The sequence below is a fragment of the Furfurilactobacillus entadae genome (genome assembly GCF_045862745.1).
GTDB classification, from domain to species: Bacteria; Bacillota; Bacilli; order Lactobacillales; family Lactobacillaceae; genus Furfurilactobacillus; species Furfurilactobacillus entadae.
Window position 1 is genome coordinate 21,073 of sequence record NZ_BQXN01000020.1, and the last position, 23,252, is coordinate 44,324.

General features: G+C 45.5%; 25 protein-coding genes. 7 read left to right on the top strand and 18 right to left on the bottom strand.

What is annotated here, in order from left to right:
- The first annotated feature begins 3 nt into the window (after window positions 1-3).
- Entirely contained in the window at window positions 4-1,620 is a 1,617-nt protein-coding gene (locus tag ACKTR5_RS08680; RefSeq protein ID WP_407880836.1) for a WxL domain-containing protein, read from the top strand.
- Window positions 1,621-1,731: 111 nt separating this feature from the next.
- Here ACKTR5_RS08680 and ACKTR5_RS08685 read toward each other — a convergent pair whose 3' ends face one another.
- From ACKTR5_RS08685 to ACKTR5_RS08695, 3 genes are read right to left on the bottom strand one after another with little or no spacing between them, the layout of a single operon-like run.
- Window positions 1,732-2,115 carry a hypothetical protein gene (locus tag ACKTR5_RS08685; protein WP_407880837.1) on the bottom strand — a complete coding sequence of 128 codons (384 nt, stop codon included), beginning with the start codon at window positions 2,113-2,115 and terminating at the stop codon, window positions 1,732-1,734.
- A complete protein-coding gene (locus tag ACKTR5_RS08690; RefSeq protein WP_407880838.1) occupies window positions 2,102-2,428 on the bottom strand; it encodes an acetyl-CoA carboxylase in 327 nt (108 codons plus the stop codon). Before ACKTR5_RS08690 ends, ACKTR5_RS08685 begins: the two co-directional genes overlap by 14 nt.
- Window positions 2,421-3,731 (bottom strand): Y-family DNA polymerase, encoded by a 1,311-nt coding sequence (locus ACKTR5_RS08695; protein WP_407880839.1) that lies wholly within the window; start codon window positions 3,729-3,731, stop codon window positions 2,421-2,423. Before ACKTR5_RS08695 ends, ACKTR5_RS08690 begins: the two co-directional genes overlap by 8 nt.
- Before the next feature lie 161 nt (window positions 3,732-3,892).
- On the opposite strand from ACKTR5_RS08695, the gene ACKTR5_RS08700 reads away from it, so the two are divergent.
- A complete protein-coding gene (locus ACKTR5_RS08700; protein ID WP_407880840.1) occupies window positions 3,893-4,576 on the top strand; it encodes a YoaK family protein in 684 nt (227 codons plus the stop codon).
- A 105-nt stretch (window positions 4,577-4,681) separates the two neighbouring features.
- Here the strand turns inward: ACKTR5_RS08700 and ACKTR5_RS08705 are convergent, their stop codons facing one another.
- From ACKTR5_RS08705 to larA, 12 genes are all read right to left on the bottom strand, one after another.
- Window positions 4,682-6,265 carry a bifunctional aspartate transaminase/aspartate 4-decarboxylase gene (locus ACKTR5_RS08705; protein ID WP_407880841.1) on the bottom strand — a complete coding sequence of 528 codons (1,584 nt, stop codon included), beginning with the start codon at window positions 6,263-6,265 and terminating at the stop codon, window positions 4,682-4,684.
- A gap of 132 nt (window positions 6,266-6,397) precedes the next feature.
- The gene (locus ACKTR5_RS08710) at window positions 6,398-7,189 is read right to left on the bottom strand and encodes an alpha/beta hydrolase (protein ID WP_407880842.1); all 792 of its coding nucleotides are present in this window, start codon (window positions 7,187-7,189) and stop codon (window positions 6,398-6,400) included.
- 100 nt (window positions 7,190-7,289) lie between these two features.
- Entirely contained in the window at window positions 7,290-8,252 is a 963-nt protein-coding gene (locus tag ACKTR5_RS08715) for a UbiA family prenyltransferase (protein ID WP_407880844.1), read from the bottom strand.
- Between the two features lie 183 nt (window positions 8,253-8,435).
- On the bottom strand, window positions 8,436-9,443 hold the full coding sequence (gene gap / locus ACKTR5_RS08720) for a type I glyceraldehyde-3-phosphate dehydrogenase (RefSeq protein WP_407880846.1): 1,008 nt from the start codon (window positions 9,441-9,443) through the stop codon (window positions 8,436-8,438).
- Between the two features lie 124 nt (window positions 9,444-9,567).
- Entirely contained in the window at window positions 9,568-9,915 is a 348-nt protein-coding gene (locus ACKTR5_RS08725; RefSeq protein ID WP_407880848.1) for a hypothetical protein, read from the bottom strand.
- A 90-nt stretch (window positions 9,916-10,005) separates the two neighbouring features.
- Window positions 10,006-10,830 carry a peptide-methionine (S)-S-oxide reductase MsrA gene (gene msrA, locus ACKTR5_RS08730; protein ID WP_407880850.1) on the bottom strand — a complete coding sequence of 275 codons (825 nt, stop codon included), beginning with the start codon at window positions 10,828-10,830 and terminating at the stop codon, window positions 10,006-10,008.
- 92 nt (window positions 10,831-10,922) lie between these two features.
- Window positions 10,923-11,153, bottom strand: a complete 231-nt coding sequence (locus ACKTR5_RS08735) for a CsbD family protein (protein ID WP_407880852.1) — start codon at window positions 11,151-11,153, stop codon at window positions 10,923-10,925.
- 187 nt (window positions 11,154-11,340) lie between these two features.
- Window positions 11,341-12,174 carry an ATP-dependent sacrificial sulfur transferase LarE gene (larE, locus tag ACKTR5_RS08740; protein WP_407880854.1) on the bottom strand — a complete coding sequence of 278 codons (834 nt, stop codon included), beginning with the start codon at window positions 12,172-12,174 and terminating at the stop codon, window positions 11,341-11,343.
- A gap of 31 nt (window positions 12,175-12,205) precedes the next feature.
- Window positions 12,206-12,919, bottom strand: coding sequence for a D/L-lactic acid transporter LarD (larD, locus tag ACKTR5_RS08745; RefSeq protein ID WP_407880856.1), 714 nt, complete (start codon window positions 12,917-12,919; stop codon window positions 12,206-12,208).
- Window positions 12,920-12,940: 21 nt separating this feature from the next.
- A complete protein-coding gene (gene larC / locus ACKTR5_RS08750) occupies window positions 12,941-14,266 on the bottom strand; it encodes a nickel pincer cofactor biosynthesis protein LarC (RefSeq protein ID WP_407880858.1) in 1,326 nt (441 codons plus the stop codon).
- A gap of 12 nt (window positions 14,267-14,278) precedes the next feature.
- The gene (larB, locus tag ACKTR5_RS08755) at window positions 14,279-15,022 is read right to left on the bottom strand and encodes a nickel pincer cofactor biosynthesis protein LarB (RefSeq protein WP_407880859.1); all 744 of its coding nucleotides are present in this window, start codon (window positions 15,020-15,022) and stop codon (window positions 14,279-14,281) included.
- A 19-nt stretch (window positions 15,023-15,041) separates the two neighbouring features.
- Complete coding sequence (larA, locus tag ACKTR5_RS08760) at window positions 15,042-16,316, bottom strand: nickel-dependent lactate racemase (RefSeq protein ID WP_407880860.1); 1,275 nt, start codon at window positions 16,314-16,316, stop codon at window positions 15,042-15,044.
- A gap of 210 nt (window positions 16,317-16,526) precedes the next feature.
- Here larA and ACKTR5_RS08765 point away from each other — a divergent pair, with 210 nt between their 5' ends.
- From ACKTR5_RS08765 to ACKTR5_RS08780, 4 genes are read left to right on the top strand one after another with little or no spacing between them, the layout of a single operon-like run.
- Window positions 16,527-17,192: a Crp/Fnr family transcriptional regulator gene (locus ACKTR5_RS08765; protein WP_407880862.1), complete on the top strand. Its 666-nt coding sequence runs from the start codon at window positions 16,527-16,529 to the stop codon at window positions 17,190-17,192.
- A gap of 36 nt (window positions 17,193-17,228) precedes the next feature.
- Window positions 17,229-18,209, top strand: a complete 981-nt coding sequence (gene cbiM / locus ACKTR5_RS08770; RefSeq protein ID WP_407880863.1) for a cobalt transporter CbiM — start codon at window positions 17,229-17,231, stop codon at window positions 18,207-18,209.
- On the top strand, window positions 18,202-18,993 hold the full coding sequence (locus ACKTR5_RS08775) for a hypothetical protein (RefSeq protein ID WP_407880865.1): 792 nt from the start codon (window positions 18,202-18,204) through the stop codon (window positions 18,991-18,993). Before cbiM ends, ACKTR5_RS08775 begins: the two co-directional genes overlap by 8 nt.
- 11 nt (window positions 18,994-19,004) lie before the next feature.
- Entirely contained in the window at window positions 19,005-19,697 is a 693-nt protein-coding gene (locus ACKTR5_RS08780) for an energy-coupling factor ABC transporter ATP-binding protein (RefSeq protein WP_407880866.1), read from the top strand.
- 58 nt (window positions 19,698-19,755) lie between these two features.
- On the opposite strand, the gene ACKTR5_RS08785 is transcribed toward ACKTR5_RS08780, so the two are convergent.
- A complete protein-coding gene (locus ACKTR5_RS08785; protein ID WP_407880867.1) occupies window positions 19,756-20,373 on the bottom strand; it encodes a hypothetical protein in 618 nt (205 codons plus the stop codon).
- A gap of 424 nt (window positions 20,374-20,797) precedes the next feature.
- Window positions 20,798-20,905, bottom strand: a complete 108-nt coding sequence (locus ACKTR5_RS08790; RefSeq protein ID WP_407880868.1) for a putative metal homeostasis protein — start codon at window positions 20,903-20,905, stop codon at window positions 20,798-20,800.
- Window positions 20,906-21,548: 643 nt separating this feature from the next.
- Between ACKTR5_RS08790 and ACKTR5_RS08795 the strand changes: the two genes are divergently transcribed.
- Window positions 21,549-22,271: a CPBP family glutamic-type intramembrane protease gene (locus tag ACKTR5_RS08795; RefSeq protein ID WP_407880870.1), complete on the top strand. Its 723-nt coding sequence runs from the start codon at window positions 21,549-21,551 to the stop codon at window positions 22,269-22,271.
- 158 nt (window positions 22,272-22,429) lie between these two features.
- Here the strand turns inward: ACKTR5_RS08795 and ACKTR5_RS08800 are convergent, their stop codons facing one another.
- Window positions 22,430-23,080, bottom strand: a complete 651-nt coding sequence (locus tag ACKTR5_RS08800) for a hypothetical protein (protein ID WP_407880872.1) — start codon at window positions 23,078-23,080, stop codon at window positions 22,430-22,432.
- Window positions 23,081-23,252: the final 172 nt, after the last annotated feature.

The following is a 23,252-nucleotide window of genomic DNA, read 5'->3' on the forward strand; positions in this document are numbered from 1 at the left end:
CCCGTGAAATATAAACGCCATTTACCATGGTTGACCGGCTTATTAACCACGATGTTTATTTTTCTATCAGTTAGTATTCCCGTTAACGCCGCTGATTACCCAAACACCAACCCGCCCAGTGCGGCACCCGTTTCCGGGTTCTTTTCTCAGTGGACTGGTGGGTTTCAGCAACAGCCTGTGGATACAAATTCCGTGGCGGACGCTGCATATACGCTAAAGCTGAGTACAGTTCGGGCGACGTTCTTTCTCACTGCCGATCAGGGGGATCCCACCGTTACCTGGAATTGGTCAGAAAACAACTCTGCTTGGAAGCCCGTGACCAATGGTTCTGGTTCGTCCGGCACTGCCACCGTTTCAGCTAATAATCCTGATAGCAACCATCAAAATTCGTCATTAACAAACACGTTTAAAAACGATGGCAAAGCACACACGATTTACTACCAAGCCCAGTTACATTATTCTGGCGGCTGGTTCGGTGTTGGTGCCAATACCTACTATTCGAACGTTGTTAAAGTTCAAATTTCACCTGAGATCGTTCACGCTACTGACCTTTCGTTAAGCGTTGATAACCCGAACCTGCCTAACGGGCATTCAGAAGTCGTCCACCCGACGTTGACCCCCGCCCAGGCAACGGATAAAATCACGTGGTCAATTGCTAACCCAGATGGTTCAGCCACCAACGTAGCAACCATTTCAGATACTGGGTTAGTCACGGCTAGCAGTGAGACCTCAAAATATGGCCCAGTCGTGGTTACCGCACAGGTAAGTGGCCTCACCCGGACGTTAAAAATGTTTATCGGGGGGTTACAAGACACCAAGGCGTTAGAAAACGGGAAAACCAATCCGTCATTTGAAGTCAACGGTTATACCAAAGGCACGACAGTCAGCGCTTGGCACCATAAGCTGGCTAACGGTACCGATGAAGTCATTAAGGATGGGCAAACCTTAGCTGATGGAACCAAAGTTAGTGTCTCAACCGACGCCGCCACCGGCATTAGCAACGGTGTTTTGACCCTCGATAAAACGTCAATTAAGGAAGATAAAAGTACGTACTACGCAGAATTAATGGTGCCTGTTCCTGGAACCTCTGCTCAAAAAGATCAAACGAACACAGCCACCCTTAGTGTCACTCCCAACTCACTCACATTAGATGGCGTCCCTGACTTTAGCTTTGGGTCAACAAATCGCTCCGTCCCAATTAACGATATTGTTCAGGGGACAACGTTGACCACAACAACCCCATTCACCGGTCCCAAGACAACGTATGACGGGAACGGTAAGGGCGCCCTCCAAGTTACTGATCCGCGCGGAAGCGGTGCTGGGTGGACGCTCTACGCTAGCATGACTCCATTTAACAATGCGACTGATAAAAGTGCGCTGGGGGCTAACGGGGGCATCACCCTCAATCTCCTTTCATCAAACGGTGCAATCAATAACGTGGCCGTTCGTAACGATGGTTCACAAACGTTGGTTCTTCAACAACAAGCGACGAGTACCGCAACGTCGTCTTTAGATTTATCACCGTCAACACTAAAAATTGCCCCAACACCGTTAGTTTCACCCGGTTTGTACCAGTCCACGATTACATGGACACTCGCAAACGTTCCAAACGCAAGTTAGGGCTGACCATAAAAAAGAGGCATCCAACTGGAGGCCTCTTTTTTATGTGTTCGATCAGCAATTGCTGTACTCCATTTAGCGTTGTATGTTGCCGGCACTTCTCAACTGCCCTCACTCATTCAATACCTTAACCGCCCTAATTTGTTCCATGTGCACATTGGTTTCCCCAACAATAATCACATCTTCACGCCCTTGCCCCATAATTCTGCCTTCAATGACAGCTGGCAACCCATTTTCCACACTCATTTCGTTCAGAAAAATGGCGACTGCCTTTTGCTTCAAAATTGCCTGACCCACGGCCGTAAAAATTGCTTCTTGGCCCATTGGGTCTACGGCCACACGGGCATCACGTTCATTCTCAGCCAACGTTTGCTTATTAAGGGCGCTTGTATGGTCCGACAAGTAATACCCCTGCCATTTAAGCATGCCACGATCCTGATAATCATGATGGAAAAACATCTTGACCAACTCTGGATCATACTCACCGGGCTTCATCGGGATGCCGCCTCCGTTCAATTAAGCGTTGGCTTTCGGGCCACCGCTGCTGCTGAAAATTCAAAAAAACAAGCGTTAACTTTGTCCGTAACCGTAACTTAGCAATGAGCGCTTCTAAATAGGCTAACTGGTAATCGGTCACTGAATGCAATGGCACTGATCTTTCCCGGTGGCCCTGTTTAAGCGAATTGAAAAAGAAATTATATTGTTTGTCGTACGGATCATCGGCAACGAGAATCCAGTAACGGGTGTGCGGCTGCCGCAAAAAGAGTGGCTCAATTCGCTCATAAATGAGCCGACTTTCATCAATCATAGGCGTTTCCTCCGTTATGGCCACCAACCAGCGCTGCACGGTCAAGGGCCGTCCCGCCAGTTTCGGTACTCCGTGCGTACACCAGGGCCTTGAAACCAAACCGATGCCGCAGATCGTCAATCGTTGCTTCCACCTGGTGCTTTTTTTCCTGTGCTTCAGGATCAACAAATAAATTTAGTTGCCGGTAAGTCACAGCCGATAAATTTGCGCCCGCCACCGCAATGTTTCGAACCGCTTCACCGTGCCAGTGTTTACGAAACAGGTAGGTCAGACCACGGACGATTTCTTCATGATCATTGGTTGCGTCTAACCGTAATTGTTGATGAAACCCACCGCGGCCGGTCCTCTCCTTCACGCCATACGAAAACCCAATACTGAGTGAAACACTGGCCGTTAGCTTTTCATGGCCACGTAATCGTGAGGCAAGCTGCTCCCCGATTTCTTTGATGACCAGTTCAATTTCGTGCTGATCATCATAATCCCTTGGTAACACTTGCGAATTACTGAAGCCTGCTGATTTCACATCAACCCGCTCCCGCAATTCTGCCCGGTCAATCCCCCATGATAGTGCAAACAGTTGGGCACCGATCATCCCCATTTCCTGCTTTAACATGTACGGATTGGCATGTGCTAACTCGTTCATGTTGGTAATTCCTAACCGTCGAAGATGCTCAGCTGTGCGCCGACCAATACTCCAAACAGAAGTCATTTCTTTAATGCACCAAATCGTTTGTGGGACCGTTGCATAACTAATTTGACCAATAAAGTTCTCCGCATGCTTTGCATAAATGTCTAGGGCAATCTTCGCCTGGGCCGGGTTCTCACCGATCCCAACCGTGACGTAAAGCCCAAAACGTTCATAAACCGTATGCTGAATCACTTGCGCAACTGCGACGGGTGACGCCCCAAACTGCCGCCACGACTTTGTTAGGTCTAAGATCGATTCATCAATTGAGTACGGCCACAAGTCTTCATCAGCCACAAACTGACGAAAGACGTTATTAATTTCAAGGTTACGTTTGATGTATAAATTCATTCGCGGCGGCACCACCTTTATGCTGGCATCCTCCGGCAAATCACGTTGACGGGAGACATTGGCCCGCAGATTAAACCGCCGTTTTGCTTCAGGTGACGTGGCCAAGATGAGACCACCGTTAGTGTTCTCCTGCTCGCTCATCACCACAAGGCAAACATCTAGCGGATCCCAACCACGCATGCTGGCCTCAACGCTGGCATAAAAGGACTTATTGTCAACGGCGAAAAAGACACCGCGTGGTTCCACATCATAGTCATAGTCTGCCATTTGCTCACGCTCCCTGTTTTGATTTCAATTTACATTATACAAACGTATGTTCGCTTTAACAACAAACTTTCCTCGTTATCTTCATAAATATCATTTCCAGTCATTTTATTAATGACGGCGTATACTAAACTGAATTATTAAACTCATAGGGAAGTGTTCACATGCAATCACTTAAAAAACAGCCCATTTACGAGTCCCTCTTGATTGGTGTTTTGCTAGCCGGCGTTGGCGGCTACCTTGATGCCTACACATACATTTTTCACGGTGAAGTCTTTGCCAGCTTACAATCTGGGAACGTCATTTTGCTTGGATTAAACCTGGCAGACGGACACTTTGCCAAGACCATCGCCTACCTCATCCCAATTCTGTGCTTTATCCTTGGTGCTGGGTTGGCTAATCTCATTGAGCAACGGTTCAACCGACCGGGCCACCTCATTTGGCAGGAAATTAGCATTATCGCGGAACTCGTCGGTATTTTTGCCATTGATCTCTTGTTACCGATTCTTCCCAGTCATGGAATCACCAGCGGGTTATCACTATTTGCCGCGTTCCAAGTCCACACATTTCGTGTTCTAAATAACCACCCTTACAACACAACCATGACAACCGGTAACCTTCGCACAGTTGGTGCCGCGTTATTTAACCTTCTTCTTGGTCATGGTGCTAAGGCAACGAATCACGTTTTGCTTCGTGACAGTTTTTGGGTGGCTGCGAGTTTTGGAATTGGCGCCTTTGTTTCAACTTGGTTAACACGCTTGATCGGCCCACAATCACTGCTTGGTGTTGTCGTCACGTTACTAATCGTCTTACTCCTAATGATATGGGATCAGCATCACGGTAACTAACCCAACTTAATTACAAGAACCCCCTAGAGCTGGCTTTTGTCCAACTCTGGGGGGTTCTTCATCGTAACAGGGATTTTCTTTTTACTTTACCTCTTTTGTTAGCGCCTATGCCTGTGCTGAAAAGGCCGCATAATAATCAGCAAGGACAGCCAGAATCTGGGTCCCAATTTGGGCATAATCTGCGTTTGGTAAGTTGGCCTGTGAGACCCGCAAAATGCCGGCTGAAGACCCAAAACCAACGCCATCCATCAACACGACACCACGTTTTTCAGCAAGCTGTTTCAAGAAATCGACCTCTTCAAAATTCGTCATTAGGTAGTCACGAAATTGTTTGCCATAACGTTTCTCGGCCAACCGGTAAATATCAACCAGCTCATAATAATGGGTGTTATCAGGTGAATCATTGTTTGGAATCCCCAACGCCTGATTGAGATCATGTTCACGGGTCACAACCAGTTGTGTTGCTTCATCAATGTACGAATCGGGGCTTCCTGCAAGTAAGTGCGTTAATGAAAATAAGACCATCAGGATTTGCTGAGGCGTGGATAATCCCGCCGTATCGTATAACCCCACTGACCGACTGTCCGCCACTAGCCGTTCAATAAACGACAGTGTGTCCGGTTGTGTCACCACGCGACCGTAACGCTTTCTTAATCGTTGCGTTTGCTCGACAGGTAACTGTGAAATCAGCGCATCAAAGACATTTTCGTGAGCAACTGCGATCACCCCTAACCGCCAGCCAGTGGCACCAAACAGTTTGGAATATGAGTAAACGAGCACCGTGTTTTGGGGCACAACGCTGTAGACAGACTTAAAATTGGGAACAAACGTCCCGTACACATCGTCTGTAATAATCATCAGTTGAGGCCGGGCCGCCACCACGGCTTGTAAGGCAGCTAATGCCGCCTCGTTAAGCGCCATTGCCCCTGGATTGGATGGATTAACAAGGATCAATAGCTTAACCTGATCATCCTTAAGCTTGTCCACTTCACTTGGCTGAATCTCCCAGTTTTGGGCCTCTGTCGACCGTAAATCAACCTCAACCAGCTGATAATCATCTAACGTCGGGATTTCTAAGTACGGTGTGAAAATCGGTGTGTTAATGGCGATTTTATCACCCGGTGCAATCAGTCCATTTTCACGTAACGTGTGAAAAATGTCGACAATGGCTGCCGTCCCACCTTCAGTTGGAAACAGGTTCGTCGCCGTCACTGTTTCGTCAAAGCCCATTGTTGCCGCTAAGTACTGGGTAATAATTGGTTCCGTATACCGTAGCACACGTGGCGGAACAGGATAGTTGTTTCCAATGACCCCATCGACCCACTCAGCCACTACGGCATCAAGATCCGTCGTAACGTGCTCTTTCACGTACGTTAGCGATTCGCTCAAAAAGTGCCCATCAGCCGTTGAAAGGGTCGCACAGAACGCTTGGAGCCGCTCTGCAATGCCCTCCGGCTGAATATAGCCAGCCAGGTTACCAGTGTTCATGGTGCGTTGTGATTCGTTGAGGCCAAAACGCATCAGGTTAATCAATGCTGACCGGGCCGACACGTTGATCCAGTTCGGATTACCCCGCCCCGCATTCAAAAACACGTGGCCCCGCTGATCTCGTTTGGCGTAATCAATCAGTCGGTCACTAATTTCAAACGCTCCTAATTGCTCCAGTGCCCGTTCATCTTCACGCGTCATATCGCTCTACCTCCACTGTTTAGTCGCCCCCATGATACCAATCTCGACCCGCTAATGTCCATTATTAGCCGATTAAACAAAATGGCGGATGACCCAATCATCACATCAGGTCATCCGCCATTTTTATCACCATTACTTTTTGAGGCTCGTCTTTAAGAACGCAAGCGTTTCGTCATAAACGTCGTCCAGATACCCCTTCGCGTGACGACTGCCTGGCAAAAAGCGACTCACAGTCGGAACTTGAACCGCGTTTAGCGCCCTCACTAAATCAATCACCCCACTTGTCGGGACAAATTCATTAAGCGAGTTAGCAAGGTACATCGGTCCAGCAGTCTGAGAAACATGTTTTGCTGGTGTTGCCGCAGTGTATTGATCTGTCTGACCATCAAAATAATTCGTGACAAACCATTTATAAAAACCATCGTTTGCCCCGGTTTGGTTGATCTGGCTACTAGCCGAATGAACAAAATCCTGAGCGGTGTCTTGCTGGGCAACAACGTCTTGATGGTCGCGTAGCCAATCATCAATATCAAGGATTCCGGATAATGACACCGTTGGGAGCCCATATTTCAGCCCCATTTCAACAGCCATGTTGCCACCAGCTGATGACCCAACGACGCCCACGTGTTCGTTATTATAGGGACTTGTTTTGAGCCATGTCATAACGTGATCCATGTCGGTTAACGGATCCGGATAGTGACCCGCTGGCGTGATTCGATAGTTTGGAACAATCACAACAAACCCATCGTTTGCTAATCGCGTCGCCCAGTCGCGGTCCTTTTCTTTATCGCCTCTAAACCAACCACCACCATGAATGTCGATTAATGTTCCCAGTGGTTCCACGGTTTCATCCGCATACACGTCAAGCGCTAATTCGTTAGCCTGATCATAAACAATGTCTTGCTTCTCAAGAATTTTACTCATCAGCTGTCACCCCACGTTAATTTAAATTGTTTACAATTTTTATGTGTTCAGTATAGGCACAATGCCAGTCACCGGCAAGATTTCGTTCTCATAACTATTTCTAAATGCCAGTAATGATGCCAAGTCCAATCGCCAGAACAAGCGAAACTGTGAGTAACACCGAGTTTTTAACCGATAAAACAAAACTCTGCGACTTGATCATCTTCGCTGAAAATGCCACATTGTTTCGATGAATCAACGGTGCCGAAAGCAAGACTAACAGGGCCAACTTAGGTAGGATCCCCATCAAAACAGCCACAATGACGCACAGATAGCCCAATCCGTAACTAACTCGCCAAACGGTTAGCATTGTTCGCTGCCCCAGCAAAACGACAATTGTCTTTCGGTCATTTAATTTATCTTCCTCAACGTCACATAAATTATTCGCCAGCATAATGTTGCTGATGGCAAAAACTGCCAGACCAGACGCAAGCAAGATTTCGCCAGCAGCCGTCCACGTCATCTGACGCGCCGGGGCAATGTTAACGTAAACGGCCGCCAACATAATAACGTACCCCATCGTTAGTCCCGAAACTGCTTCACCAAACGGTGTTGTCGAAATTGGTCGGGCTCCGCCAGCGTAAAAGTAGCCAATTAAGCAACCAAAAAGCCCCATTAAAATAAGTTGCCAGCTAAAGGGCCCCCACGTTAGCTTTAGTAACGCCACACCCAAAACGGCTGCCGTGGTCACTAACGTCACGATGACACCGATCCCGGTTCGCTTGGAAATCGCATAGTGACCCACCACGTTTGTCACCTTTTTAAACGTTTCTTCATCTTTTGCGTGGATAAAGTCCTGAAGATTATCGTTAGCATTCACCGCCATGTGTAACAACTCGTTAATCACAAAAAACAGCAAACTGTTTATAAGAACAAAACTATGAAAATTATACCAGGCATATAGGAGTCCCAGAATAAACGGCAACACACTGGCAACCATTGATTGCATTTCAACAAATTCTAAAAAGACTTTCGGTTTCATTTTCACTTCGACGAGAACAACGGCCTTGGTCCCAGTCCCCATCAATCTCCCCTCTGCATTTTTCGCATTAACGATCGACTACTGACAAGCACACCCTGTCACCTCAATCATCACCGATAACACTCATTTTGTCGATAACCTTTCGTTTTTTTGTGTCGCTTCTTCATGTGATTTTCCGCTGGCCAATTAAAAAAGCACCCACAATGTGGATGCTTTTGCACGGAATTAAGCAATTGCTTCAGCCTTCAGTGTCCGAATCATGTTGCAAACAAATCCGTATTCATTATCGAACCATGTCGCTGTCTTAACCACTTGGAAATCACCGTTTGTCGTCACTTCCGTTTGCGTTGGGTCAAAAACTGCCCCGTGAGTATCCCCAATGATATCGGAGGAAACAATCTCATCATCATTCCAACCAAAGGCAGGATTGTTCTCAGTGTATTGCTTGATTGCGTCGTTCACTTGGTCAGCTGTGACTTCCTTGTCCAAAACAGAGACCAGTTCACAGACAGAACCATCCACAACTGCAACCCGTTGTGCATGCCCGTTTAAGTGGCCTTCCAGTTCAGGAATCACAAGGCCAATGGCATTAGCTGCCCCCGTTGAATGTGGAATGGTGTTTGCGGAAGCGGTCCGGTTTGGCCGGAATTTGTTCCCTTTAGGCCCATCCAAAATCATTTGCGAACTTGTAAATGCGTGAATTGCAGTAATGGTCCCAACCTGAATGCCAAACTCCTGGTTAAGGAAGTACGCCATTGGTGCTAACGCATTCGTGGTACAAGAACCCACGGAGATGATTTTGTCATCAGCGCTGATCAAGTCGTCGTTAACGCCCATCACAATTGTCTTCATTGGACCAGCTGGCGCAGAAATGACAACCTTCTTGGCCCCTGCTTCAAGGTGCGCTTGTGATTTGGCTTCGGACGTGTAGAAGCCGGTACATTCAAGGACGATGTCAACGCCATCATTACCGACCCACGGAATGTTCTTAGCGTCACGTTCTGAGTAAACCCGAATTTTCTTTCCGTTGACGATCAAAGAATCCTCAGTTGAACTAACGTCTGCTTTTAGGGTGCCAAACGTGGAATCATATTTAAGTAAGTAAGCCAACATTGCTGGGCTCGTTAAATCATTAATTGCAACAACATTTAGATCAGGATCGTTAACTTCAAGCATGCGCCGAAATGAGTCTCGACCAATCCGACCAAAACCATTAATACCGATGTTTGCCATAAATCAATACCTCCTAAAATATTTAAACGATTAACTACACCGTCAGTATAGCCTCAATTAAAAATCTACTGGGAAATTTGTGCTCGCTAAGTTTTAAGGTGCCCATAGTCCCGTCTGCGAAAACTCACTGAAGTGCAATAATGGCTTGGATGGTCTCGTCAAAAGCCCCAACTGCTTCTTTATAGGCGCTCAAATCACGGCCAAATTGGTCATTAAATGCATCCAAGCCTTTCCCAGCAAAGACATATTCATATTTATAAATTTCTTCATATTGGGCCGCAAACTGTTTTAACAGCGGATGCTGTTTTTCACCACTCAACTGTAATGCCATTTGGATCACGCGAAAATCAGTGTATGCTAACTCAAATTGAACGGCCCAAGCACGCATAAAGTCATGCTGGGCTTCAATATGAGCGTAATGGTGGTCAACCGTCCACTGCAAACGGTGAATGGAATCAATGACGTCTAACATCGTAAAGACTTCCTTCCCTAATTATGGGAGTAGTCTATCACGAAGCGAGCGCCATTAAAAAAATTCGTTCTCGATTATTTTGATCATCCACTACGGACGGCTTACATGCCGACTAAACCAATTTTTCATCCGCTGCCACGCAAAGTACTGGTGGCGACTCCGCTCCATCATGCGATACCGTTTTGTCTGTTTTAGATAAAATTGTTGGTGATAGTTTTCTGCCGGCCAAAACGTGCTGGCGTTAACGATTGGTGTCACAATCGGACGGTGATACCGCTTAGATTCAATCAGCTGTTCTTTTGACGCCTCAGCCACCTGCCGTTGTGCAGAATTACGCACAAAAATAATCGGGCGGTACTCCTCACCGCGATCGTTCACCTGCCCCGCGTTATCGGTCGGATCAATAATTTGCCAAAAGAGTCCAACCAGTGCCTGGTAAGTCATCACCTTGGGGTCAAACACAATTTGAACGGCTTCAACGTGTCCCGTTGTCTGTGAAATAACCTGATCGTAAGTCGGCGAATCAACATGACCTCCGGTATACCCGGACATAACGGAAATAATTCCGGGCCGCGTTTCAAATGGTTCAACCATGCACCAAAAACATCCGCCAGCAAACACGGCAACATCATACCGCGCATCCTTTACAGCCGCCTCATGCCGGGCAAAATCGTAAGCCGCAATTTGTGGTTGATTATGGATAAGTTCCGCGTAATAATCCGCTAAATCCGGGGTCAAATTATCGCGCACGGCTAACGGTCGGAGTTTACTTTCCAAGGTGGCCAAACTTGCTTTCACATTGGCCCCATTTTCAATTTGTTGCTTAGTCGTTACTAACTGTTCACGTTCCCACGCCCGCGTTCCCGGATTTAAGATCAACTTAGCCAGCGTGTTTATCTGGTCTTGTTCATTCACTACACGTACACCCTCTAACAATGTTCCGTTTTAAAATCCATCGTTAACTCAATAAAAAAATCGCACTTAAATGCGATTTTAAACGTCCGTGATTAATTTAGATCTTCTTTCAATTTGCCAATGCCTTCTTCCACATTGCCGCTAATCTTATCACCAGTATCCCCAGTCAATGCACCCTTGACTTGCTTAACTTTTCCCTCTGCTTGGTCACTTAGGTTATCTAATGATGACTGAATCTCTTTCATTCGATTATCATCTTGCAAGAGCGAGTACAAAAATGCAACGTTGGCAGCTAAACTGATCCCTAATAAAATGTTTTTCATCATATAACCTCCATTTCCTTTACTGGTTACATCATAATCAGTTTTTATTGGGCACTCAAGAAATACGCTTATCCAGAAGCATTTAACACATTAAATTTTTCTGACCATAGTTGGTTTAGCACAATAAATTCAAAAAAGCGATTCTTCCAATTAATCAGAAGAATCGCTTTTTGAATTCAATACCTTTTTAGGCCATTAAGGCAACTTTTGTCGCTTCATCCAGTTGTTCATTCATCCGCCCTGACTTAAAACCAGCCAGATCTAGCGTCACAAATTCGTAGCCGAATGCTTGTAATTGATCATTGATCGTTGCTGCAAGTGCCGTAAAGTCGGTCAATTGGTCACTTGGAACCTCAACCCGTGCAATTTCGCCGTGGTCACGAACCCGCACCGTTGGAAAACCAAGTTGCCGCAATGCCTTTTCAGCTGCCATAACCCGGTTGATTTTTGCCAACGTTAGTTTCGTGTTGTATTCAAACCGTGATGAAACTGAGCATGACGCAACCTTGTTCCAGTTGGTCAAACCCATTTCTTGCGCAGCTGCGCGAACGTCTGTCTTATAGAAATCAGCCAGTTGTAACACTGATTCTGCCCCGGCTTCATTCCGAGCAACTAACCCAGGACGGAAATCATCATTGTCATCCATGATCATCCCATCCAAGACGTGGTGAATATCATGGGCAGCAGCAATTTCATTCATCCGTTGATAGAACATTTTCTTTGAATAGTACCAGGTTTCTGGTGTGTTATTTTCAATGTGTTCATCACTCAAGTAGTTCAGGGTGACGCCTTCAACGTTTGCCCCAAGTTGTTTAGCTAACTGAATGGCTTTGTTATATTCATCGTCGGTAAATAATTCTGAATTTGCGACAACAGCCAAAACGTTATCCTGACCAAGTGTATCCAGGGCCGCTTTCAAAACAACCGTGGAGTCGATGCCGCCGGAAAAGGCAACTAAGACCGTTCCCATATCTGCTAAAGTTGTTGTTAAAACCCGGTTCTTTTCTGTTAATGTCATCATGATTTCCTGACTTTCTTGTCTAAGTGACTAACTACATACCCCAAAATGTTTTCATAAACAGAGCTGCTGCTGCAGCCCCAAAAAATGGTGCGATTCCTGGAACTAAAATTCCGTACTGCCAATCATTTCCCGTTTTGTTTTTAATGGGCAAGAGCGCGTGCGCAATTCGGGGGCCCATGTCACGCGCAAGGTTCATCGCGAACCCGGTGGTCCCACCAAGGCCCATTCCGACAGCCCACACAAGCACCCCAACACCAATATCGATTCCGGCTGTTTCCTTCGTGGCCGCAATGGCTAAGATCCCGGTAATGAAGATAAACGTTGCCACAAATTCAGAGAAAAAGTTGCGTGGTAAATCGCGAATTCCCGGTGACGTTGAAAAAATGTTGCGAATGTCAACGGGGTCAACGCTGTCAGCAGAGGCATCAAAGTGATCCTTGTACATGATCCAAACGATAATTGCCCCAACAATTCCGCCCACGACCTCAGCCAGTGAATACGGAATGAACCGGCTCCATGAAACGTGCCCAAGAATACACTGTGCTAACACCATTCCTGGATTGAGATAAACATTGCCAAAAATAAACAGAGCAACCGAAATCCCGAAGCCCCATGTTGAAATTGCGAATAAATGACCTGACCCATGGTACTTCGTTTTGTTTAATACGGTGTCGCAGTGAACGCCGACCCCAAATATAACCATCAACGCTGTCCCCATGAATTCAGCTAGTAACTGATGTCCCACTGAAAAGTTCCTCCAAAGTGTCTAATTTTCTGTCTGTGTCCCAAGTTGTTGATACACCGCCTGATAGACGTCGCGAAGTGGCACCTCATGTGCTATCGCAGCCGCTTGGCAATCAACAAACTCTGGCTTTATTTTAGTAATGTCTTGGTACGTTAAGTGCTTAATTCGAATTGGCCCAAACTCTGTCATCAAGGAAGTAAACGTTCGCGCCATCACGCACCGCGTCATCGTTTGGTAACGAACCCCCGCCGTGCTTGTCTGGGTTAACACCACCCGTGTTAATGCCATCCGGTCGGCAACGGCACCGATGACCGTTAACTTCACAGCTGGCCGGTTCTTCTTCATTTGGATCGGCTCGAAGTAAGCATCATACGCACCGGCTTCTAGCAACTGGTCAATGACAGGTGCTAAACTTTCAGCTGTTTGATCGTCAATGTTGGCCGCCAACGTGATGATTTCATCGGCCTCATCGGTCACCACCCGGTCACTTAGCGATGTGCTGGTGCATAATAACGCCCGTAAGGCGTTTAATTGACCAATCTCACGCGTCCCAAAGCCGTAACCCACCTTGTCCACGACCATGTTTCCTGGCAGTGGTCCAAAAGACTTCACCATTGTTTTTACAATGCCCATGCCGGTGGGCGTAATGAGTTCAGTATGCACATCAACGTTTTGCCGAACGTGAATTGCCGTGCCTGCCCGCATCTGCATCACAGCGGGAACAGGCACCGGCATCCGCCCGTGGGCAACGTTAATAAAGCCTGTTCCGTCAACTAATGAACTGGCAATGACGCGGTCAACATGCAGCTGCTCTAAGGCAATACATCCGCCCACGATGTCAATGATTGAATCAATCGCCCCGACTTCATGAAAATGAACGTCGGCTAACGTCACTTGGTGAACCGTCGCTTCGGCCAGCGCAATTTCCTTAAAAATTGCAAGCGCGTGGTCTTTTACAAACGGACTAAGGTCAGCGTCAGTAATCATGTGAACAATGTCCTCGTAATGCCGGGCATCATGATGATGGTGGTGATGTTCATGGTGCCCGGCTTCTGGCTTCACATACGGATGCGCGGGTTCTCCAGGCGTCAGTGCGTGGTTAGCCTCATGGTGCTCATGTTCCTCAGTAAATCCTGTATCGATCGTTCCGTTAGCCACTGTCACCTTGAAACTTGTCCCATAAATGGCACTCTTGGCCACCCGTTCAGCAGTCACCGAATAGTGATCGAGCGGCAACTTGTTTAACTCGGCCGTCACCACCGAAAGGTCCACGCCTAAATCCAGTAAGGCCCCAAGAAACATGTCACCAGAAATCCCTGACATCACGTCCAAATAAAGTGTTTTCATTTCTTGCTCCCTTTACAAGTGATTGATCATGCTTGCAGAATAGGCCGCGCCAAAGCCGTTATCGACGTTGACGACAGTAATTCCTGAGGCACAACTATTGAGCATGGTCATTAGCGCAGTGACCCCGCCAAAGTTTGTTCCGTAGCCGATCGAGGTGGGAACCGCAATCAGTGGTGTGCTGATGAGACCACCGACCACGCTTGCCAGTGCGCCCTCCATACCAGCAATCACAATAACGGCCTTGGCCTGACGAATCTGCGGTAAATGATCAAACAAGCGGTGAATTCCAGCAACGCCAACATCATAAATCCGGTCGACCTTGTTACCATACATTGCGGCCGTTACGGCTGCCTCTTCAGCCACCGGAATGTCTGAGGTCCCCGCCGTCACAACGGCAATGGTGCTCTTTGTTTCAACAACCTCATGAACCATCAGTGTCAAAATGTGGGCGTCTTGGTGATACGTTGCTTCGGGAAAATGATCCTTGATTTGAAGGTACTTCTCGTTGTTTAGCCGGGTACAGAGCACGTTTTGCCCGTGGTCCTTAAGGGCTGACATAATGTCAATGATCTGGGCAGCCGTCTTCCCGGCACCGTAAATCACTTCGGGCGCGCCGTTTCGCTGGGCCCGTGATAGGTCAACTTTTGCAAAACCAAGGTCTTCACTCGTTTGTGCCTGAACGGTTTTTAAGGCTTCATCAACACCGATTTCATGTTGCGACACCGCTTGTAATAGTTTTAAAACATCACCTGTCAAAAGTTTCTCCTTACTCCAATTACTGGACGATTACGCCAAGACCATCAGGAATGACGGTCACCTTTGCCGCCGCACCTTCGATTTCATACGCCTTTTCCAAGGCTTCATCAAAGGTTTTGGCTAAGTCCATGTGCATGTTCGTGATCAACGCTGGCTCAACCAGGTCGGACACGACGATGACGTGATGGTTAACCAAGATCCGTGCCAAAATTTGTGACGTCCACTGATCAGGCACCGTTTCTAACCGTGGTGTATTAACGGCGCGATCGAGAAACTCCTGGGGGTCCTTAACGTCCGCAATGTTATGGTAGAAACCATCCCCACCGTGACCATCACGACAACCAGCAACCATAATGATGACGCCACCCTTCTTGTTGGTGGCTTCGGCCGCGGTCATCCCCTTAACGGCCTGATAAATATTTTGATCAAGTGGGTAGCCACCATTTGTGGAAACGGCGATATCAGATTCAATTTTGTCAACGTGTGATAATGTTTCAAGAAATTCACAACCCGTTCGGTGTGCCTTATCCAAGTCCCCGGCAAACGACCCAATGATGTGCTTATCTTCATCCAAAACGACGTTTAAAATGAACTTCAACCCCACTTTTTGAGCAGCATACAACATGTCCTTATGAATCATGTTGTGGTCCAAACTCCCCGGCCGTGAATGCTGGTCGTTAATAAATTCCCCACTGTGGTTGGCCATAATTGTTTTATAGCTGGCAACACCGGGCAACACAGCCTTCCGACCACCAGAAAAGCCAGCGAAGAAATGAGATTCAATGAATCCTTCGGAAATTAGCAGATCAGCTTCAACCGCAACTTTGTTTACGATCAGGTCACCACCAGATGGGAGCTTTCCTAACTTAACCATTGACGCGTCATCCGTTGAGACGTGCATCACGATTTCTTCATTATCAACAATATCTTGCCCGTATTTATTGACCAATTCTTCATGTGTTGATGGCCGGTGGAATCCGGTGGCAACTAAAATTCGGATCCGCGCATCTGGTGAAACTTTTCGGATTCGTTTCAATAAAATCGGTGTAATGATGTGTGACGGAACAGGACGGGTATGATCACTCGAAATAATGACAATGTTGGTTTTCCCCTTAGCCAGTTCCTCTAAACTAGGACTCGCAATTGGATTATCGAGCGACGCTTCAACTAATTCTGCCTCCCCCTTACTTGCTTTATAAGTTGCAGCAGCTGAAACAAGCTTGCCAGCGAAATTTTCATCACTAATGGTGGCCGTAATTGTTTGACGGTCATATGGTAATTTAATTGATACCAAAATGTTGCTTCCTTCCCGAAATTTATTTGGAATGTGTGGTCGTTCGTTATTGTTATAATGCATATAGACCACCCAGTTATTAACCAACGTCAACAACAAATGGACGGATCATAAGTGTGTACCATTTGTTAACTTTTGCTTTTGCCAAACCACTATAATCAGGTTCAGCATTATGAATTAAACAGCAAGAAAGGCTTAATAAGGTATGTAATGGCGCTAACAGATATAGAATTTTTAATTAACTTTCTTGAAGAACGACACGTGATGAAAATCAAAAAATCACGGCACACGTACTTGACCTACCATGGATTGGAAGAACATTTTACGTATGTTCTTATCAATGGTGTCATTAAAAACTCGATCATTTTGCAAGATGGCCGTGAGTACAACATCTCTTACATTGCGAAACCAGACGTCATTTCGTTGCTGCGTGATGAAATTTCTAAGTTTACCGAGCAACCGTTTAACGTTCGCATTGAATCTGAGGAAGCAACCTTCTATCAAATCGACCGGGTCACGTTCTGGAACTACGTCAATTCAACACCTGAACTCCAGGAGTACGTGAAGAACTACTATCGGAAGAAACTCTCTGAAAATATCTATCGTTTACAACGGATGGTCATGAATGGGAAAAACGGTGCGTTATGCGCCTTTTTATATAGCTTGATTGATTTATTTGGTGTTCACACAAACGATGGGATTCTCATTGATTTCGTCGTGACAAATGAAGACATCGTTGGCTTTACTGGCATCAGCACACGCAGTAGCGTTAACCGCATGCTTAAATCCTTGCGTGATCATCACGTCATTGAAATAACGGACCATAAATTTCTCATCAAGGACGTTAGCTACCTTTTGGATAACATTGCCGATTAATTTAATTCATAATGACTCATTAATCGGGAGCCCTTTATGCACATTCCAGATAATTATCTCAGTCCCACCACTTGTCTAACGTTACTCACCACCATGGCACCCATCTGGGCAATTTCCATCAAGAAGGTCCATGCCCAGATCAAAGAAAAAAAGCAGACCGTTCCCCTCATCGGGACTGGTGCTGCCTTTGCTTTTCTCCTTATGATGTTTAATGTGCCCATTCCCGGTGGTACAACAGCACATGCTGTCGGCGGTGCGCTTCTTGCCATCTTGTTAGGTCCGTGGGCAGCCTGTTTGGCCATTTCCGTCGCACTATTGCTTCAAGCGTTTATCTTTGGTGACGGCGGCATTTTGGCGTATGGCGCAAACGTTTTTAACATGGGCTTCATTATGCCCTTTGTCGGTTACCTGCTCTTTTCAATTGGCAAACGACTCGGCCACCCCCGCGCTGGAAGTTTCGTTGCAGGGTACGTTAGCATTAACATTGCGGCACTAGCAGCCGGCATTGAACTAGGTCTTCAGCCACTTCTCTTCCACACTGCCAATCATCAGCCGCTCTATTGTCCCTACCCACTATCAATCAGTGTCCCCGCCATGGTTGGCGCGCACGCACTAGTTATTGGCTGGATCGAAGCATTCGTGACGCTTTTGGTCTATCAATTTGTCAGTCGTCATGCACCAGAAGATCTCTACTCATTGCCAACAACATCACGGCTTGAACGTGTCACATTCCCCGTTTTAGGAATCCTTGCTCTCCTTTCGCCGCTTGGTTTATTGGCGTCGGGCAGTGCTTGGGGCGAATGGAACAACCAGGAAATCATGGCCCACTTACGCAGCAATCACATGCTGGCAAAGGTTCCAGCGGGCATGAGCCACGGAATCAAGTATCACGCAGTGTTCGCTAATTACGGTGTGACGGGGCTATCACCGGTTATGGGGTACTTACTCTCCGCAGGGACCTGTTTGATCGTCATCGCCCTCGCAGTTCGCCTTATCGGGGCCAGACGCCATGAATAACCTACCAGCGTGGCTTGATGAGACCACCGTTTACCAACGTCCAGCAACCGCCAACCGTTTCATCAGTACTAACGTTCGTGCACTGACTCATGTGCTGGCCCATTTTAACAAAACATCACACGTCGCAAAACCGTTTGCCAGCGCATGGGCAGAGTTACTGTCATTTCTAACGCTGGTTCTAATTACGATTACCTGCCGGAGCCTCTTCTTGCTCTGGTTTTTGACGCTATTTCAGCTCCTTCTCGCACTTTTCATGCCGGCGAAGGTAATTACCGAAACATTTTTCCAAACGTTACGTGGTGCCCTCATTGGGGCTCTCATTGTGTGGCCAAGTGTTCTCTTTAATCACAATCAGATGGCGTGGCTCTGGTTGGCAAAATTAGTACTGATCATCTTCAGCCTGCAAATTTTTCGTCACCGCGTCGGCTGGTCACAACTTGTGGTTGCTCTTCGCCAGCTTGGCGTTTCGAGCATCTTTATTTTGACCCTCGACATTACCATTAAATACAGCCATGTCCTCAGCCAGGATCTTCATGACCGGTTACAAGCTGTGTGGTTACGAAGCTGTGGCACCATCCATCATCCCATTCAGATCTACACAAATCTGGTTGGCTGTTTGTACCTTCAGTGTCGAAAACAAGCGACCGAATTATATGAAGCCATGCTACTACGAGGCTACACAGAAAAACCAGCCCGTCGTCACTTTAGAATCGTTCCGACTGACTGGTTGCTTTTGGTGCAAACCGGTTGCTTTATTGGCATTGCCATTTTTTTAGCAAAGTAAAGGAGGCCGCCTTGTTTAACTTCGAACACGTTAATTACGATTACGACGCCACCCCAGGTTTAGTGGACCTGACGTTTACCATCAGTCAAGGCGAGGCCGTTGCAATCATGGGGCCAAATGGTTCCGGAAAATCGACCCTTTTTAAAATTTTATGTGGCCTGCTGAAACCGACAAACGGTCATTACACCTTTGATCACCAGGAGCCAGATTTAAACGTCATTCGTCAGTCGGTCGGCCTGGTGTTTCAAAACAGCGACATTCAGTTATTTAACGACACGGTCGCACAAGAACTTGCTTTCGGACCAACGCAACTTGGGCTTGCAACTGAAGAAGTCGATCAGCGAGTTTCAGATACGTTGGCTTTGCTGAACATCGCCGCGTTACGCGACCGCGTCCCCTACCAGTTATCTGGTGGTGAAAAGAAATTGGTCGCCCTTGGGAGCGTGCTCACCATGTCCCCGCAAACAATTATCCTGGATGAGCCCTTTAACGGTCTCTCCATTGGCTACCAGGAGCAACTCACAGCGTTGTTTAAAACCCTCCATGATCACAACAAAACGTTAATCATCTCAAGCCACGACTACGTTAAAACCGCTCCCCTCGTGGACCGGGTGATTGCACTAAACGATGCCCACCACCTTGCCCTTGACGCTAAAAAAGCCCAGCTAACGGCAACACAGACCGCAACGTTGCGGCAGTTATAATTTACGCAAACCGGTAGACCTTTCTGCCGGTTTTATTTTGCCATCATCTGAAAAAAAGCTACTTCTTGCTCAAAACCTTGCCAATTTTAGTAATGCAATGAACTCCAACGTAGACAAGGACTTCAATCGCAAAAACAAAACAAAGAATCCCAGTCAACTTTCCAAGCAATGCTGCGAGATTAGTCAAAAACGGTTGTTTTTTATAGTCTCGTTCCAGCGTTTGTTGATCAGCAATTTCTTTAGCAATTAATGGTCCAATTGCCCCTCGTTCCACATGCCAATGTTTTGCGCCCTTACTTCCAACAAGTTCGACCGTCTCAACTTGTTCATCTGGGCTCATTTTTAATATTTTTGTCTTCGACAGGCGATTTTTTGTTAGATTCTTCCCTTCACGTTGTGGCAGTGAAAGCCTCCCATAATCTCCCGGAATCACATAGTTTTCTGGGTAATAAGAACCCATTTTTTCTGGCTCATAATCAGCCCGAACTGCTGACCTAAATGCTTCAGCAGATGGATAATGTTCAGGTTTCACGTTGCCACCAAGTACACCCGCAAAAATTGCTATTACAAGACCACCAACTAAGCAAATAACGATCACTATTGGACTAGCAATCATTGATCCTTTAAATATACTTACCAGGATTGGTTTAACTCGTTTTCCTTTTCGAGCTGTCATTACGTCTCCACCTAAGATGTCTTTTTAAAAGCATTTTAATTCGTTACTCGAATCATTACTTTACCAAACTTTATCCATGTGCGCATTAGCAACATGATTGTTTTGTTGTGATCAACGAAAATGATTACCGGAGTTTCCCTTTATGCTACTTTCTGGACAAAGATAATCCGCGCAAAAAGATAACCATATGGCAAACACACTGGTGCTTTATTAAAAGAAACCAGATAGGAATAAAAGCGAGTAGGCCCTTACAACTTAAAAATGACCCTTTCCATTACTTCCGAAAGTTCCTCCGAATGCTGTGCACACCCGATTATGTTATTTATTAAAAAAAGGTCGTCACCCCTCATGGGTGACGACCTAACATCTAAAAAAACAATTTCGTTGAACCTTCAATGGCGCAAAATCTAAGAAAGACCTGACATTATTTTCCGGTTTTTCTTAGATTTTTGATGATCTGAAGGGCCTTTTTTCTGGTCTTAATATTTGGGCTCTTAAGATTTCTGTATGCAACACTTAAATCATTTTTCATTCGTTTTCCTCCTGTATAAATCCAGGTAGCACCACTGAAAACCGCATTGATACGTCAAAGACGGCACCTAATTAGCCTCAGCGATCTTTAGCTATTGTGACCATAGCAAAGATACTTACATGCCCATCAATGATGGATCCTGTTATTGTAGTATTGTCGCTAAATTACGTCAACAAAAACGCTTCTATTAAGTAAGTACAAAGTACAACCATTGACGATCTGGATATATATTCACCCATGCCAATTATCTATTAGCCCGTCAATTCCTTGTAATTCTCCATCATTAAACAACATATCGTCCACAATCCGTAAGTTCCTCAGTAAATGATCCATTATTACTGATCAGTCAAATAAGTAGTGTGCAGGTTCAGAACATCCTTTTATAACCCTGTTTCACCAAACGATTACAGGCGCTGTTACATCGGCCTTAGTAACTGGTAAGCCTTTTTCAAGGCTCAAGAAAGACTTCATTAAGGAGCCCAAGATGCCACCGATGGAGGTCGAACCTCTTTAAAAACCACTTAGTAGCATTTTATACACGTTTTGTTTATCTATGCAATATATGTGTAAAATCAGCAGAACTACACCATCTCATTTCCCGGGCGGAAAACATTACACAAAAATTCTTGGAGGTACGCTACAAATGATGAACTTGATGAAAAATCCGATTATCAAATGGCTCAGTGCACTTCTTTTAATTCCTGCACTAGTTTTTTTACCAGATCAGTTATTTCCCCATTGGCAAGTTCAATCAACAAATGGGCTTGCTACATGGACGGCTGTAGCCATTGCAGCGCTCATCTATGTACCACTTTTTTTAATTGCTATTTTTTACTGGTCAGATGGCATTTTAAAGCAAGATTGGCCTCACTGGCGACGTCACCTATGGCGTAATTTGCTTTATGCCATAGGTACTAGCATCTTAATGATCTTACTTATCATTCCACTTTCTAGATATTTAAGCCTTTACTTTAATCATGACATGAACGGCGGACTGCAAAGTATAGATTTCTTATCCACCACGTTGCCTACCATAATCGTATTTTTAATACCATTATTACAGCCATTTACTGAAGAAATTGTATACCACCATGCTTTAATTGAACCATTCAGTCAGCACAGAATTCTATACATTGTTGTCTCAGTATTTTCAAATCTATTGTTTGCTCTCGTGCACTTCAATAACGTTAGTGGAAATTATTCATCATTAATTTTCTATTTCTTAGCTGGTACAATCTTCCAGATTGTTTATCTTATAGCGCATAAAAACATTTGGCAAAATATTGCAACACACTTAATTTATAATGGTGCGGTTTCGTTACTCGGCATAATTAATATAATCTTTATTTCATTTAGTCAGCATTAAACCAACGGGTTAACTTTTCTGCCATAACGGTTTTTATATTCTCCGTAATCACCAGACGCTATTCCTAACCTGACGTATAGTAGGCGACATTTGTTTAAAAAGAGGCCATAGCAGATCATGACTGCTATGGCCTCTTTTATATTATCGCTATGGTGTTTTTATTGAATACCATTTGCATTTAAGTCATGTAATTCGACGGATTGTAAATCACTAACATCATTAACATTGCTATCATCTTTAGTAGAAATATCACCAACATTAAGCTGACCACCTGATAACTTTAAATCTGATAAAACAACTTCATGTAATTCAGAGTTATCTTCGTCTGAACTATTATCATAAGATTTCGTGACCCGGTATAAAGCAATCACCTTGTACCTATCATTATAACTGGAAGATTTGGCATTAAGAGTCACGTCTGAATCATTTTGATTTGATGTCGAAGAACCCCATGATCCGTATCCGCTGCTTTTATCTGAATCACTCGGGGCTGCCAAAAAGATATTTACTAGCCAATTAGAATATTTAGAAAAATCATCACTTTTGAAATGATCATTAATTATAGAATCGGTCAACTCGTTAACCTTATCGACATTCCTTATCGAAGCCGAATCAACCAAGCCACTTACAGTAGCAGTAATCGAATGAGACCCAGTATAGTTCACACCTTCTTTATCAAACAACTCAGAAGGGACGGCAATGCTTACTTTATCGCCATTTCTTAGTTTCCCATTATTTTTAACATTAAATCTAACGCTGGAGTCGTCATAGTGCTTACTTGAAATACGCACAAATCCACGTTTGTTCAAGCCATAAAAAGACACTTTGAATTTATTGGTGTGACCTTTACCCCGAAAGTTGAAACAAACTTTCGGGGTTTTCTTATGACTAAAATTTCTATTGAAACTAAAATCATTGCTGTTGAAGCGTATCTCACAGGAACGGATTCAAAACTTGCTGTTCGAAACAGATATCACATTG

What these genes read in the sequence shown, in the direction of transcription:
- ACKTR5_RS08685 (WP_407880837.1), bottom strand. Translation starts at nt 2,115, where the DNA reads ATGAAGCCCGGTGAGTATGATCCAGAGTTGGTCAAGATGTTTTTCCAT.
- ACKTR5_RS08690 (WP_407880838.1), bottom strand. Translation starts at nt 2,428, where the DNA reads ATGATTGATGAAAGTCGGCTCATTTATGAGCGAATTGAGCCACTCTTT.
- ACKTR5_RS08695 (WP_407880839.1), bottom strand. Translation starts at nt 3,731, where the DNA reads ATGGCAGACTATGACTATGATGTGGAACCACGCGGTGTCTTTTTCGCC.
- ACKTR5_RS08700 (WP_407880840.1), top strand. Translation starts at nt 3,893, where the DNA reads ATGCAATCACTTAAAAAACAGCCCATTTACGAGTCCCTCTTGATTGGT.
- ACKTR5_RS08705 (WP_407880841.1), bottom strand. Translation starts at nt 6,265, where the DNA reads ATGACGCGTGAAGATGAACGGGCACTGGAGCAATTAGGAGCGTTTGAA.
- ACKTR5_RS08710 (WP_407880842.1), bottom strand. Translation starts at nt 7,189, where the DNA reads ATGAGTAAAATTCTTGAGAAGCAAGACATTGTTTATGATCAGGCTAAC.
- ACKTR5_RS08715 (WP_407880844.1), bottom strand. Translation starts at nt 8,252, where the DNA reads ATGGGGACTGGGACCAAGGCCGTTGTTCTCGTCGAAGTGAAAATGAAA.
- gap (WP_407880846.1), bottom strand. Translation starts at nt 9,443, where the DNA reads ATGGCAAACATCGGTATTAATGGTTTTGGTCGGATTGGTCGAGACTCA.
- ACKTR5_RS08725 (WP_407880848.1), bottom strand. Translation starts at nt 9,915, where the DNA reads ATGTTAGACGTCATTGATTCCATTCACCGTTTGCAGTGGACGGTTGAC.
- ACKTR5_RS08735 (WP_407880852.1), bottom strand. Translation starts at nt 11,153, where the DNA reads ATGAAAAACATTTTATTAGGGATCAGTTTAGCTGCCAACGTTGCATTT.
- larE (WP_407880854.1), bottom strand. Translation starts at nt 12,174, where the DNA reads ATGATGACATTAACAGAAAAGAACCGGGTTTTAACAACAACTTTAGCA.
- larC (WP_407880858.1), bottom strand. Translation starts at nt 14,266, where the DNA reads ATGAAAACACTTTATTTGGACGTGATGTCAGGGATTTCTGGTGACATG.
- ACKTR5_RS08765 (WP_407880862.1), top strand. Translation starts at nt 16,527, where the DNA reads ATGGCGCTAACAGATATAGAATTTTTAATTAACTTTCTTGAAGAACGA.
- cbiM (WP_407880863.1), top strand. Translation starts at nt 17,229, where the DNA reads ATGCACATTCCAGATAATTATCTCAGTCCCACCACTTGTCTAACGTTA.
- ACKTR5_RS08775 (WP_407880865.1), top strand. Translation starts at nt 18,202, where the DNA reads ATGAATAACCTACCAGCGTGGCTTGATGAGACCACCGTTTACCAACGT.
- ACKTR5_RS08785 (WP_407880867.1), bottom strand. Translation starts at nt 20,373, where the DNA reads ATGACAGCTCGAAAAGGAAAACGAGTTAAACCAATCCTGGTAAGTATA.
- ACKTR5_RS08790 (WP_407880868.1), bottom strand. Translation starts at nt 20,905, where the DNA reads ATGAAAAATGATTTAAGTGTTGCATACAGAAATCTTAAGAGCCCAAAT.
- ACKTR5_RS08795 (WP_407880870.1), top strand. Translation starts at nt 21,549, where the DNA reads ATGATGAACTTGATGAAAAATCCGATTATCAAATGGCTCAGTGCACTT.